The sequence below is a fragment of the Flavobacterium polysaccharolyticum genome, assembly GCF_038739875.1.
In the GTDB taxonomy this organism is placed as follows: Bacteria; Bacteroidota; Bacteroidia; order Flavobacteriales; family Flavobacteriaceae; genus Flavobacterium; species Flavobacterium polysaccharolyticum.
Map to the genome: position 1 here is coordinate 261,915 of NZ_JBCGDP010000003.1, position 15,054 is coordinate 276,968.

General features: G+C 35.5%; 9 protein-coding genes and 3 tRNA genes. 6 read left to right on the forward strand and 6 right to left on the reverse strand.

Going from position 1 to position 15,054, the window contains the following annotated elements:
• Positions 1 to 242 precede the first annotated feature (242 nt).
• Positions 243 to 5,282, forward strand: coding sequence for a T9SS type B sorting domain-containing protein (locus WFZ86_RS04605; RefSeq protein ID WP_342690845.1), 5,040 nt, complete (start codon positions 243 to 245; stop codon positions 5,280 to 5,282).
• Positions 5,283 to 5,452: 170 nt separating this feature from the next.
• Complete coding sequence (locus WFZ86_RS04610) at positions 5,453 to 5,869, forward strand: DUF2141 domain-containing protein (RefSeq protein WP_342690846.1); 417 nt, start codon at positions 5,453 to 5,455, stop codon at positions 5,867 to 5,869.
• Between the two features lie 183 nt (positions 5,870 to 6,052).
• On the opposite strand, the gene typA is transcribed toward WFZ86_RS04610, so the two are convergent.
• A complete protein-coding gene (gene typA / locus WFZ86_RS04615) occupies positions 6,053 to 7,849 on the reverse strand; it encodes a translational GTPase TypA (protein WP_342690847.1) in 1,797 nt (598 codons plus the stop codon).
• A gap of 170 nt (positions 7,850 to 8,019) precedes the next feature.
• Between typA and WFZ86_RS04620 the strand changes: the two genes are divergently transcribed.
• Both WFZ86_RS04620 and WFZ86_RS04625 read left to right on the forward strand, forming a co-directional pair.
• Positions 8,020 to 9,720 carry a PAS domain-containing protein gene (locus WFZ86_RS04620; RefSeq protein WP_342690848.1) on the forward strand — a complete coding sequence of 567 codons (1,701 nt, stop codon included), beginning with the start codon at positions 8,020 to 8,022 and terminating at the stop codon, positions 9,718 to 9,720.
• A gap of 10 nt (positions 9,721 to 9,730) precedes the next feature.
• Positions 9,731 to 10,135: a response regulator gene (locus tag WFZ86_RS04625; protein ID WP_342690849.1), complete on the forward strand. Its 405-nt coding sequence runs from the start codon at positions 9,731 to 9,733 to the stop codon at positions 10,133 to 10,135.
• 59 nt (positions 10,136 to 10,194) lie between these two features.
• On the opposite strand, the gene rpsT is transcribed toward WFZ86_RS04625, so the two are convergent.
• From rpsT to proS, 5 genes are all read right to left on the reverse strand, one after another.
• The gene (gene rpsT / locus WFZ86_RS04630; RefSeq protein ID WP_064715194.1) at positions 10,195 to 10,446 is read right to left on the reverse strand and encodes a 30S ribosomal protein S20; all 252 of its coding nucleotides are present in this window, start codon (positions 10,444 to 10,446) and stop codon (positions 10,195 to 10,197) included.
• Positions 10,447 to 10,478: 32 nt separating this feature from the next.
• Positions 10,479 to 10,550: transfer RNA gene (locus WFZ86_RS04635), tRNA-Glu, on the reverse strand.
• 42 nt (positions 10,551 to 10,592) lie between these two features.
• Positions 10,593 to 10,664: transfer RNA gene (locus WFZ86_RS04640), tRNA-Glu, on the reverse strand.
• Positions 10,665 to 10,713: 49 nt separating this feature from the next.
• Positions 10,714 to 10,785 (reverse strand) — tRNA-Glu (locus WFZ86_RS04645).
• A gap of 79 nt (positions 10,786 to 10,864) precedes the next feature.
• A complete protein-coding gene (proS, locus tag WFZ86_RS04650; protein ID WP_342690850.1) occupies positions 10,865 to 12,343 on the reverse strand; it encodes a proline--tRNA ligase in 1,479 nt (492 codons plus the stop codon).
• A 102-nt stretch (positions 12,344 to 12,445) separates the two neighbouring features.
• Here proS and WFZ86_RS04655 point away from each other — a divergent pair, with 102 nt between their 5' ends.
• Positions 12,446 to 13,495, forward strand: coding sequence for a hypothetical protein (locus tag WFZ86_RS04655; RefSeq protein ID WP_342690851.1), 1,050 nt, complete (start codon positions 12,446 to 12,448; stop codon positions 13,493 to 13,495).
• A 45-nt stretch (positions 13,496 to 13,540) separates the two neighbouring features.
• Positions 13,541 to 15,046: an OmpP1/FadL family transporter gene (locus WFZ86_RS04660; protein WP_342690852.1), complete on the forward strand. Its 1,506-nt coding sequence runs from the start codon at positions 13,541 to 13,543 to the stop codon at positions 15,044 to 15,046.
• Positions 15,047 to 15,054: the final 8 nt, after the last annotated feature.

A 15,054-nucleotide genomic window follows, 5' to 3' on the forward strand; every position in this document is an offset into this window, starting at 1 on the left:
ATCCACTTATTAAACCTATTTTTGGTTTTAAAATCTAAAAATCAACTGTATTACTGTAACCCAGTAATCTATTTCTTAGCTTTTAGCCCCGATAGTAGCGGCATCCTTTTCCTTTTTTCTTTAAAAAGGAAAAGATACAGCGGATAACGGGACAATGTTACCCAATAATGCCGATTGTTACTGCTCCTAAAAAAAGATATATTCAATTTGGCAAAACCATAAATCACGATTTTAACTACCCTATGAAGAACCTTTTTCCTGTTTTTTTTCTATTTTTTGTTATGACTTCGCATGCACAATTTAGTAAAACGCATTACTTACCTCCTATCACGGCGCAATCGAGTGTGGTGGAAGATCATTACATTTATATTTCTACTCCAAACACCACAAATGTTCCTTTTAAACTCATTGAGAATGGTGGTAATGTGATTACAGGGGTCGTGAATAATCTGAACCCGTATCGCTATTTTATTGGAACAGGTGATTTTACGCAATTGTTTACTCCAAAAAATATCATTGGAATCGTAAAAAACAAAGGATATGTAATTGAAGCCGAAGATTTGGTGTATGCCAATATTCGTGTGAATGCAGCAAGAAATGGGACTAATGGTTATAACCATGCAGGCGGCTTGGTCTCAAAAGGGAACAGTGCTTTGGGGAAAACATTCCGCCTGGGAGCAATGTTAAATCCTCTATATGACACTACACTATTGAATTTCGCCTCTATTTTAGCGACTGAAAACGGAACGAAAGTTACGATTTCGAATTTGCCCATTGGAACTATTTTGACCGATGGTACCGTAATCAATGGGCCAATAACGGTGACGCTAAACAAAAATGAAAGTTATGTTTTGGCTCTAGAAAACAATAGTGCTGCGAGTACTCCTTCGAATAGTGCTAAAATGATTGGCGCCTTGGTAGAATCGGATAAAGCGGTAGCAGTTAACGCGGGTTCTTTTTGTGGAAGTAATAGTACTGTTCTAGGAACAAATCAAAACGGACAGCTCCAACCTGTAGGTAGAGATGTAGGATTTGATCAAATTGTACCCATTGAACGCACGGGAACGGAATACATTTTTGCCAAAGGATTAGGAACAGATGAATTGGAACGAGTTTTACTAGTGGCACATACAGACCAAACCCAAGTGTTTTTAAATGGTGGTGTAGCACCTTTTGCTACCTTAAACAAAGGAGAATATGTGGTGATTGATGGAACGAATTTTATTAATGGTAGTATGTATATCACCACTTCTGAAAAAGTTTTTGCGTACCAAAGTATTGGAGGTACAGCTTCGCCAGCCAATCAAAATATGTTTTTTGTTCCGCCTTTGAATTGTTCAACACCAAACGTGGTGGATAACATTCCAAATATTCAAGAAATAGGTAGTATTATTTATGATGGTGGATTGAATATCATTACTGAAACTGGAGCAACGGTTTTAATCAACAATGCTCCGATTGGTGCTAGCCCACAATCGATTACTGGAAATACAGGATTTGTGAGATATACGATATCTAATTTGATAGGAAATATAGCCGTAAAATCGACTAAACAGGTATATGTATCTTATTTTGCTACTAACGGAGCTGCAACCTATGGCGGCTACTATTCTGGGTTTGATTTGAAACCAGAGATTGTATCGGATAAAATTGCTGTGGGTACCTCGTCTTGTATTCCTAATGTTGTTTTAAAAATTAGTAGTTTATCTGCTTATGATACCTTTCAATGGTACAAAGATAATGTAGTTATTCCTTTGGCTACTACCAACACCTACACCCCTACTTCACCTGGTTATTATCAAGTTAGAGGAAGTATTTCTGGATGTTTGAGCGATGTTTTTTCAGATAAAATCCCTGTGAGTGATTGTGCCAAAGACGATGATAATGATGGTACAAACAACAACATTGATATTGACTGGGACAATGATGGATTGCTTAACACCGTAGAGAGTAGCTCTACCTTTTTTAACCAAAGTAACACGCTCTCGGCTAGTAACTTTAACGCGACAATAACTGGCTCCGGAACTATAACGGGCTATCCTGTTTATGGTTTTGTATCAGATGTTCCAGCAGGAAAAAACAATCCTACTGTTTATAAAATCATCTTTACAAAACCAGAAATTATTGAATTTCGTTATATAGTTGATGGCAACGTTCACACCACCCCTACTGGTGATTTAGCTAATGGAGATGGCGATTTTGTGGTCAGTGCACCTACGAATCAAACTTTAACGATTAAAGATTCCTTTGGTGATTTACTGATTGACACCAATTTTGATGGTATTTACGAAAGTGGAGTAAAAGAATTTACCTCTTTTGAAATTCGTTTCCGATTTAAAAGCACAACAACAGTTCCACAAGGGGGCGCACGTTTTACCATTCAAGGCTATAAAGTTGATAGTTTAACTTTTAAGCATTACAACCTTTCGGAAACCATAGCTAACCGAGCAGCTTTTTATATAAGCCAAACCGTAGACCAAGATTCGGATCTAGACACTATTCCTGATGCGCTAGATATGGATAGTGACAACGATGGAATTCCTGATAGTATTGAAGCACAAGCAAAAGGTTTTAAATCTTTTACTGGTGTGGATACCAACAAAGACGGTTTGGATGATGCCTTTGAACCTGGTTTAGTTGCTATTAATTCTGATACAGATGTAAATGGAACATTTTATTTTGTAAAAGATATACTGGATTTAGATAGTGACAATGACGGTATTTTTGATCTTGATGAAGCAGGACACAATGCCGCCGATGCCAATAAAGATGGTAAAGTAGACGGAAATGTTGGTTTGAATGGTTTATTAGACAGTTTAGAAACCACCCCGGATAGCGGAAGATTGAAATATACGATAGCTGATTCCGATGCGGATGGTAACTTTAACTATTTTGAATTAGATAGTGATGATGATGGTTGTAAAGACGTCATCGAAGCTGGCTTCCTAGATGGTGACGTAGATGGATTATTAGGAAATAGTCCAGTGACGGTAAATGACAAAGGAATTGTTACATCGGGTACTGGATATACGACTCCAAATACAAATTACACTCTTGGAGCACCCATTACCATTACTAATCAACCTAGCAACAAATCACAATGTTTATTACAAAGTACTACTTTTGAAGTAGTCTCTAATGCAGACAGTTTTCAATGGGAGTTGAGCGCTGATGGAACAACTTGGACTACACTAGCGAATAACGCAAACTATGCTGGCGTTACAACCAAAACACTACAAGTCAATGGCATTTTAGCCAGTATGAATGGCTACAGCTATCGTGTGCAATTAAACAGAGTAGGAAACTCTTGTGGTTTGACTTCTACAGCGGCAACATTAACCACATTAGCACTCCCAACTGTGGCCACAAGTATCACGTTGAAACAATGTGATGATAACATTGATGGCATTACTGACTTTAATTTGACGGAAAAAAATAGCTTTATCAGTGCCAATTATCTTAATGAAACTTTTACCTATTTCAAAACTGCTACTGGAGCTACAACCAATGATGCAACAACAAAAATTGCTGACCCAACCAAATATACCAGTGGTATAGGTAGCGTTTGGACGAGAGTAGAAAACGCTAATGGATGCTTTAGTACAACAGAGTTAAAATTAATTGTTTCTGCTACACAAATTCCAGCCACTTTTAAACGTAATTTTGCAGTTTGCGATGATTATGTAGATGCTACAAACGACGACAAAGATGGAATCGCCACCTTTAATTTTAGTAGCGTAACTACTGATATTCAAGCATTGTTACCTTCCCCATCTACAGCTTACACCATAAAATATTTTCCTACACAAACTGATGCTTTGGCTGAGACTAATGAGATCACAAATACTACATCCTATAGAAATTCCGGGTTTCCGAACCAACATCTTATTTTTGTGCGCGTCGATTCTAATCTTGACAACGCTTGTTTTGGATTAGGAAATTATGTGACACTAACCGTAGAAAAATTACCTGTTGCAAATCCAATAGCAGACTATAAAGAATGTGATGAAATTAGCAATGATGGTATTTTTACATTCAATACCACAAGCTTAGAAGCCGATTTATTGAAAGGACAAACCAATGTGTCAGTTACGTATTTTGATGAAAATAACAATCCGTTACCTAGTCCGTTTCCATCCAATTTTGTCACAAAATCACAAACCATAAAAGCTCAAGTGACCAATACCATTACTAACACAAACAATGGTGTTCCGTGTTATGATGAAACAACCATCAAATTTACCGTAGACGTTCATCCAATTGCAAATGCAGTAAACATTCCTGCTGCTTGTGATGATGACAACCCTAGTGATACTGATGGACTAAATACTTTTGATACCAGCACAATAGAAAGCCAATTATTAAATGGTCAAACCGGAATGGTGGTTCGTTATTTTGATGCCAACAATAATCCATTACCAAGTCCATTGCCTAATCCTTTTACAACCGCCACTCAAAATGTTAGAGCAACGGTTGAAAACCCAAAAAATACGACTTGCATAGAAGAAACCTTGCTCTCTTTTGTGGTTAATCCATTGCCCAATATTAATTTGAATACCGATGGATCGGAAGACGCCTTGGTATGTACAAATTTACCGACCTTCGCTGTCCAACTCAACGCTGGAATTAATGATGGAAGTCCAATAAACAATTATAGCTATGTTTGGAAAAAAGACGGAGCAGTACTAGCAGGACAAACCAGTTATACGCTAGATGTCAATAGCGAGGGCGTTTATACCGTTGAAGTAGTAGCAGCACAAGGATGCAGCAGAACTAGAACGATAAAAGTAACCCTATCCGACATTGCCAAAATCGAATCTGTTGAAATTGTTGATTTGACTGATGTAAATAAAGTTACAATCAATGTTAGTGGCCAAGGAGATTATGAATACAGTTTAGATGACGCCACAGGTCCTTTTATTTCTTCAAATGTGTTTGAGAACATCCCGTCTGGAATTCACACAATCTATGTAAATGATAAAAATAGATGTGGAATTGTGAGCAAAGAAGTCGCTGTTATTGGTGCACCTAAATACTTCACCCCAAACGGAGACGGATACAATGATTACTGGAATGTTAAAGGAACCAATACCCTCTCCAATTCCAAATCTGTGATTCGTATCTTTGATCGACACGGTAAATTACTCAAACAAATTTTCCCTAACAGCAATGGTTGGGACGGAACCTTTAATGGTCAATCCCTACCTTCTGATGATTATTGGTTCACGGTAGTACTAGAAGATGGTCGAGAAATTAAAGGCCATTTTGCACTGAAACGATAATCATTTTAAAATAAATCAAACTATAACCTTATTTATATTTATAAAAAAACAAGGATTAAAAAATTATTTTAAGTCTTTCATATAAAACATTAACTAATAGCTCAAACATATTATATAAGAAAATGAAAGCTCTCGGTAGCTGATTATTTCTAGTAAAAAAATAAAACAAAATGTTAAAACTCATATCTCTCTTTTTTGGAATTAGTAGCCTAGGCTTGGCTCAAAACACAACGCTTACTATTACTGTCACTGGAATAAAAAATAACTCCGGAAAACTTACTGCAGAAGTTTACAACTCGAAAGGAAAGTTTTTAAAAAGTGCTTTAAAAACCACTTCTTCAACTATCAAATCCAATACGGCAATAGTTGTTTTTAATGATTTACCCAAATCCGAATACACTGTTATGGTATATCACGACGAAAACAACAATGGAAAATTGGATAAAAATTTTATCGGAATGCCAAAAGAAGCTGTAGCTTGTTCCAATAATGCTAAAGGATTTATGGGACCACCAAAATATGAGGATGCAAAGTTTTCTCTTGTTGCTGACTCAAAAATTACAATTAAAATGAATGATAAGCTATAATTTTTAATGGTACCAATATTGTGTTAGGGACAGGAGCGGCATCCTTTTTGGGGCTTTTTTCTAGCCCTAAAAAGATATAGCGGATAGCCCGACCCGCATTTTTCTTGCGGGAAACACCATAAAAAAATCCCAAACTCCATTACTTTGGAATTTGGGATTTACTATTTTGAGATTTAAAAAAATTTAGACTTTAAATCTTTTTCTATCTGTTTCAGTTAAATAAATTTTTCTCAAACGAATAGATTTTGGCGTAACCTCAACATATTCATCTTTTTGAATGTACTCTAAAGCTTCTTCCAATGAAAAGATAATTGGAGGAATAATTCTAGCTTTATCATCATTTCCAGAAGAACGTACGTTAGATTGTTTTTTCTCTTTAGTTACGTTTACACACATATCATCTCCACGAGAGTTTTCTCCAATAACTTGTCCTTCGTAGATTTCAGCATTTGGCTCAACGAAAAACTTACCACGATCTTGCAATTTATCGATAGAATATGGAATAGCTTTCCCTTTTTCCATAGAGATTAATGAACCTTTGTTACGTCCAGCAATTTCACCTTTGAAAGGCTCATATCCGATAAAACGGTGTGCCATAATAGCCTCACCAGCAGTAGCAGTAAGCAATTGATTACGTAAACCAATAATTCCACGAGATGGAATATTAAATTTAATAATCATACGCTCTCCTTTAGTTTCCATAGAAAGCATTTCACCTTTACGCAAAGTAACAAATTCAACAGCTCTTCCAGAAAGATTTTCTGGTAAGTCGATAGTTAACTCTTCAATTGGTTCACATTTTTTACCATCAATTTCTTTGATGATTACTTGTGGTTGACCAATTTGTAATTCGTATCCTTCTCTTCTCATTGTTTCAATAAGAACTGATAAGTGCAATACACCACGGCCAAAAACCATAAACTTATCAGCTGAATCAGTTTCACCCAATTTCATTGCTAAGTTTTTCTCTAATTCTTTTGTTAAACGCTCTCTAATATGACGAGAAGTTACAAATTTACCTTCTTTACCAAAGAATGGAGAGTCATTAATGGTAAACAACATACTCATTGTAGGTTCATCAATTGCAATAGAAGCTAATCCTTCAGGATTTTCAAAATCAGAGATAGTATCACCAATTTCAAAACCTTCAACACCAACAATTGCACAAATATCTCCAGCAATTACTTGCTCTACTTTTTTACGTCCAAGACCTTCAAAAGTATGTAGTTCTTTAATTTTAGATTTAGATACAGAACCGTCTCTTTTTACTAAAGAAATTGGCATACCTTCTTTCAAAATACCTCTTTCCAAACGACCAATAGCGATACGACCTGTAAAAGCAGAAAAGTCAAGAGAGGTAATCAACATTTGTGGATTTCCTTCTGACACTTTGGGTGCAGGAACATTTTCAATTACCATATCCAACAAAGGCTCGATGTTTTCTGTTTGATTTTTCCAATCATCAGACATCCAGTTGTTCTTAGCAGAACCATAAACCGTTGGAAAATCTAATTGCCATTCTTGTGCACCTAATTCAAACATTAAGTCAAAAACTTTTTCATGAACTTCTTCAGGAGTACAGTTTTCTTTATCTACTTTATTGATAACTACACAAGGCTTAAGACCTAAGTCAATCGCTTTTTGTAGTACAAAACGAGTTTGTGGCATTGGACCTTCAAAAGCATCCACTAGTAAACATACACCATCGGCCATGTTCAATACACGTTCTACTTCACCTCCAAAATCGGCGTGACCAGGAGTATCGATAATATTGATTTTTGTCCCTTTATATTGAACTGAAACGTTTTTAGAAGTAATAGTAATACCTCTCTCACGCTCTAAATCGTTGTTATCAAGAATTAAATCACCTGTATTTTCGTTGTCACGAAATAATTGACAGTGATACATAATTTTATCAACCAAAGTGGTTTTACCGTGATCGACGTGGGCAATAATTGCAATGTTTCTAATAGATTCCATCTGTGATTTTTAATGGCTGCAAAGGTACACTTTATTTTCATATAAAAAACTTTCCAACACGGTTTACTAAAACAATGAATAACAAGCAGTTCATTATTTATCATTTCTAGGAAGCAAGTTTTGTAACAGATATTTAAAATTCTAACAAATAAATTATTTATATTTGATTAATGAAAAGTAAAACCAACCAAATAATTAGCATTTTCATTCTTTTCTCCATATTTATGGCCATTATTTGGCATAAATTCTCAAACAAACTTAACTTTGAAAACCCTTATTACTACAACCTTATAAAAGACGTTATTTTTATCTTATTTATAGGTCTTTTATTTCGATATATTTTATCTAAAAACGACAAACGTAATAATACCATTTTAGAAAAAATAAAATCCAATACCAATGAGATAAAAGAATCTAACGAGAAATATGACATTGTATCCAAAGCAACCAGCGATACCATTTGGGATTGGAAAATACAAGAAGACGCCATAACTTGGAACAAAGGAATTAAAACTATTTTTGGGTATACCGAAGATCAAGTTGGCAACAACTCGGCATGGTGGTTTGACAAAATTCACCCCGAGGATAGCATCAAAATGTCTATAAAACTATATTCATTTATAGAACAGAAATCCGAAAAATGGCAAGATCAGTACCGTTTTAGATGCGCTGACAATACTTACAAATATGTTCTTGACAGAGGCTTCCTTTTAAAAGACAAAGAAGGAAGAGCCTACAGAATGATTGGAGCCATTCAAGATATTACCAAACAAAAAGAAGAAGAACAAAATCTAAAATTACTAGAAACAGTGGTTACCCAAACAAAAGATGCTGTGGTAATTACAAAATCAGATTCCGAAAACTCCCCATTCCCCAATATAATTTATGTAAATGATGCATTTTGTACCATGACAGGTTACAAATCAAAAAAAGTATTAACAAAACCATTCAACCCATTCAACACTGAACATCCCGACCTAAACGAATACGAAAAATTCAGCAAAGCCATAGCTGAAAAAAGAGAATGTCAAATTGAAACGTTGACAAGAAAAAAGAATAAAGAAGAATATTGGGTACGCTTTTCAATGATTCCGATTTACAATGCAGACAACCAACTTTCGCATTGGATTTCGATTCAAAAAGATGTTACCGAAGAAAGAAAACAAGAAAAAGAAAAAGAACAGCTCATTCGAGAATTAACTCAAAACAATAAAGACTTAAAACAGTTTTCCTATATCACTTCACATAATTTGAGAGCTCCATTATCAAATTTGATTGGCCTCTTGAATCTCATTGAAGACATCATCATAACAGACTCTGAGCTATTAGAAATAATAAATGGCTTCAAAAAATCAACCCATCTACTAAACGAAACTATAAATGATTTAGTAAAAATCATAGTAATCAAAGATAAAATTTCAATTCAAAAAGAAATCGTTTCCATAAACGAAGTTCTGGAGCATGTTTTTAGCCAACTCCACTTTCAAATTGAACAATCCAAACCTACACTGAGACTAAATTTTGAATCAACCGATACGGTCTATACAAATAAAGCATATCTTGAGAGTATACTAATGAATTTATTGACCAATTCTATTAAATATAAATCAGAAAGTAAAAAGTTAAAAATTTCGATTTCAACAAAAAAAGTAAACAACAAAACCATGATAAAATTCAAAGACAATGGGATCGGAATAGATTTAAAAAGAAATTCTGACCATATATTCGGACTCTATCAACGATTTCATGATTACCCTGACAGTAAGGGATTGGGTCTCTATTTGGTCAAATCACAAATTGAATCATTAGGAGGCAGTATAACCGTAGAAAGTAAAGTAAATAAAGGGGTACAATTCACACTAACCTTTTAAACACATATAAATGTATAATACCATTTTCTGTATTGACGACGACCCAATTTCATTGATGATAAGTAAAAAAATGATCTCAAAAACTGAATTTGCAAAGGAGGTCATTACAGCTTTAAATGGTGAAGAAGCATTACGAATGTATGACAATTTAAAGGAAAAAGCCACAGATTTAATATCAAAACCAGAATTAATATTTCTTGATTTAAACATGCCTGTAATGGGTGGATGGAAATTCTTAGAGATCTTCACAAGTAAAGACTATCTTGAATTCAACACTATAAAAGTAATCATACTCTCTTCTACAATAGATCCTCAAGATTTAGCGAAAGCCAAAACCTATAGCATTGTAGTTGATTTCCTTCCCAAACCAATTACCATAGGAATGCTTGACTATTTAAAAGAAAAATTGAAATAAAATGAGACATAAAAAAAACTCCACAAGGGAGTTTTTTATTATCAATACATTATCGTACATTACAACTTAGCAACATGTTTAGTTAACTTAGACTTTAAGTTAGAAGCTTTATTGTCATGAATTATATTTTTCTTTGCTAACTTATCAATCATAGAAATAACAGCAGATAATTTAGCTGTAGCGTCAGCTTTATCCGTAGCAATTCTTAACGCTTTGATAGCATTACGAGTAGTTTTGTGTTGATATCTATTTAACACTCTTTTCTTTTCGTTACTTCTAATTCTCTTTAGAGCTGACTTATGATTTGCCATTGTATTATTTTTTTATCTTTATTATTTTTTCGTAGTCCGTAAGGGAATCGAACCCCTGTTACCAAGACGAAATCTTGGCGTCCTAACCCCTAGACGAACGGACCAATATTCTTCTAAGTTCGGGAATCAATTCAATAAAAAATTTGTAGTCCGTGGGGGAATCGAACCCCCCTTACCAGGATGAAAACCTGGCGTCCTAACCGATAGACGAACGGACCATTATCCTGATAAGTCCAGGAAAAACTTTAAAATCTCAAAACAAATTTGTAGTCCGTGGGGGAATCGAACCCCCCTTACCAGGATGAAAACCTGGCGTCCTAACCGATAGACGAACGGACCCTGCTTCTGTATTGCGGATGCAAAAATACAACTATTTTTGAGAAGCGCAATAGCTGATGCAAAAAAAATTATTTTTTTTTTAATAAGCCTTAGCAAAAAACACTCTTCCAACCGAAGGATTCCCAGTAAAAACACAGCTTCCCGCCTCCTCTACTCTATCTAAAGGAATACATCTTATGGTTGCTTTTGTCAATTCTTTTATCTTTTCTTCAGTAACTGCAGTACCATCCCAATGTGCGGATACAAATCCACCTTTGCCTTCCAAAACAGACTTAAATTCCTCAAAACTATTCACTTCCGTTATATGATTTTCTCTATACGATAATGCATTGGCGAATAAGTCTGCTTGAATCTGTGATAATAAATTTGCAATATAATTTTCTATTCCATCTGCTACCACAACTTCTTTAGACAAATTATCTCGTCTTGCCACTTCAAAAGTACCATTTTCCAAATCTTTTGGTCCTACAGCAATTCGAACTGGAACACCTTTTAATTCCCACTCCGCAAACTTAAATCCTGGCTTCTGAGTAGTTCTGTCATCATATTTAACACTAACACCAAGCTTACGTAGAGCAGCTGAAACACTAGCAACAGCAGCCGAAATAGCTTGCAATTGCTCTTCTGACTTATATATAGGCACAATCACAACTTGTATTGGTGCCAAATTAGGAGGCAAAACCAAACCTTTATCATCAGAATGTGTCATAACCAAAGCCCCCATCAATCGGGTTGAAACCCCCCAAGAAGTTCCCCAAACATATTCTTGCTTCCCTTCCGCATTAGCAAACTTAACATCAAAAGCCTTTGCGAAATTTTGACCTAAAAAATGTGAAGTACCTGCTTGCAATGCTTTCCCATCTTGCATTAACGCTTCAATACAATATGTTTCTTCAGCTCCAGCAAATCGCTCCGTTTCTGTTTTTAATCCTTTTACAACCGGTATGGCCATAAAATTCTGAACAAAATCAGCGTATACATTCATCATTTTTTCCGATTCTTCAATAGCTTCTTTTTTCGTAGCGTGAGCAGTATGCCCTTCTTGCCATAAAAACTCTGCAGTTCTCAAAAACAAACGTGTTCTCATCTCCCATCTAACTACATTCGCCCATTGATTAATCAATAATGGCAAATCTCTATACGACTGAACCCATCCCTTATAGGTTGACCAAATAATCGCCTCACTCGTTGGACGCACAATTAGTTCCTCCTCTAATTTAGCATTTGGATCAACCATTAATTTCCCAGGCTTATCAGGATCGTTTTTTAATCTATAATGTGTAACAATAGCACATTCCTTGGCAAAACCCTCTGCATTTTTTTCCTCAGCCTCAAACATGCTTTTGGGCACAAACAAAGGAAAATAAGCATTTTGATGTCCCGTTTCTTTAAACATACGATCCAACTCAGCTTGCATTTTTTCCCAGATAGCATATCCGTACGGCTTAATCACCATACAGCCTCTAACCCCTGAATTCTCGGCTAAATCAGCTTTTACAACTAGCTCATTATACCATTTCGAATAATCTTCTTCTCTTGTAGTAAGGTTCTTGCTCATATTTAATAGTTTGGCACAAAGTTTGTTTTATTTTTTTTAACGTATTAGTTAGGCAAAACTAACTATTTTTGTATTGTTCAACAATAAAAAATCCCATAGAATATGAAAACTACTGTTTTTTCCTCAAGAAATATAAACCAATTTACTCTTATTGGATTTTTAAGTTTATTAATTACATCGTGTGGATCTTACCAAAACAGCTCCTACTACGAAACTGATGGTGTTTATGGGTCAAATTCCCCTAGAGTTGTTTACAATGAATCTCAAAACACCGCAGGCAATCAATATCAAGAATACTTTAATTCTCTACAAAACACCAATTCATCAGCAGAAATTTTTACTGATGTAGAAAGTTATAATAATTATGTAGATGTTAATGATAGCATTCAAGCACCAAATACAGGCTACGCAAGCTGGGGAAGCAATCCACAAAGCACTACCATAAACATCAACGATAATGGTTGGAATAATTGGTATGGTGCTGGATGGGGATGGGGCATGAACAACTGGTATGGCGGATGGGGATGGAATAACCCTTGGGGATGGAATGGCGGATGGGGATGGAATACTGGATGGGGATGGAATGGCGGCTGGGGATGGAATGGCGGATGGGGATGGAATGCTGGATGGGGCTGGAATGGTGGCTGGGGTTGGAATGATGGCTGGGGATATCCAAGCTATAGACACAACAATTATGCCTACAATACTAGCAGAAGAGGCTCTGGATATTCTAACGGAAATTACGTCAATAGAACCTACAACAACCGCAATAGTCAAAATGTAACTAATTATAACAGAAGAAGCAGTACTGATTTTAGAAGAAATTCGAATTCTGATTACAGCTCTAACAATTCTTTTAATCGAAGAAATTCGAATTCTGATTACAGTTCTAGCAATTCTTTCAATAGAAGAAATAGTAGTTCTAACTCAAACAATTCGTCATATACTACCACAAGAACTAGCAGAGAGAGCAGCAATTACAATACAAATTCTACTAACTCTTCAAGATCAAGAAGCAATAGTTACACTCCTACTCGCTCCTATTCTCCAAGCTCATCAAGTTCTTCAAGCGGAAGCATGCGTTCTTCTGGCGGAGGCGGAGGATCAAGATCTTCTGGTGGTGGTGGTGGCGGAAGAGGCGGAAGAGGATAATAGTTTCTTTTTTAAAAACCATTCAATCAAACTAACTTAATCAACATGAAGAATACCTTTATACTACTTGCTTTTGCTTTTGTGTTTACATCGGCAAATGCGCAAGATATATCTGACGCGTTACGTTATTCTGTAGACAACCTCAACGGTACTGCAAGATACAGAGCAATGAGTGGAGCTTTTGGAGCATTGGGAGGTGATTTATCCTCCATAAATGTAAATCCTGCTAGTTCTGCTGTATTTAACAACAACCAATTAGGATTAACCATCAGTAATTATGGCACTAAAAACAATTCAAATTATTTTGGATCTCAAACTAGCGACAGTGAAAATTCTTTTGATTTGAATCAAGCAGGAGGTGTTTTTGTGTTTAAAAACTATGACAAAAATGCGAAATGGACTAAAATTGCCTTTGCAGTTAACTATGAAAACACCAACAATTTTGACAATGCAAAATTTTCTGCGGGAGTAAATCCAACGAACTCAATTGCGAATTATTTTTTGAGTTATGCCAATGGAAAAGTTCCTTTAAACACAATTGAATTCGGAAACTATCCTGAATTAAGCTACAGACAACAACAAGCTTTCTTTGGTTTTCACGGATATATTATCAATCCTGTTTCAAATGCAACCAATAATACCGCCTATACCTCAAATGTGCGCGAAGGAGGCAATTATTACCAAGAAAACGCAATTTACTCCAATGGATACAACGGAAAGTTATCCTTTAATTTTTCTTCCTCCTATAAAGACAGACTTTATATAGGTATAAACCTTAACTCGCATTTCTCAAATTTCACTCAATCTTCTAGATTTTACGAAGACAATGACAACACCTTAACGAACGAAGATCGAATTAACAGAATGCGTTTTAGTAATGATTTATACACTAACGGAACGGGATTTTCTTTTCAAATAGGTACTATTGCAAAAATCACAGACGGGTTGAGACTGGGTGCGGCCTATGAATCTCCAACCTGGATGAATTTGAGTGATGAATTAACACAAACATTAAGTTCTGTTAGAAGCAATACTTCAGGAGAATTACCTGCCGATGTGATTGACCCGCGTGTTACTAATTATTACGCTCCTTACCGCTTGCAAACTGCGAGTAAATTTACCGGAAGTGCGGCTTATGTGTTTGGCAAAAAAGGATTGATAAGTATTGATTACTCTATTAAAGATTATTCAAATGTAAAATTTAGACCAACAAATGACGATTATTATAGAGATTTAAACGCTGAAATGAATGCAACTCTTAAAACTTCAGGCGAATTACGAATTGGTGCTGAATACAAAATTAAAGCATTGAGTTTGAGAGGTGGCTACCGAATAGAAAAAAGCCCTTATCAAAACAAAACCACCATTGGTGATTTGACAGGTTATTCTGGAGGTTTGGGATACAATTTTGGAGCAACGAAAGTCGACCTTGCTTATTCTTATGCTAAGAGAAATTATCAACAAGGTTTTTTTAGTGCTGGACTTAAAGATGGGGCGAGTATAGACGCCATCAATAATAATGTCTCACTGACGATGTTGTTTGAATTATAAAAAGAAAT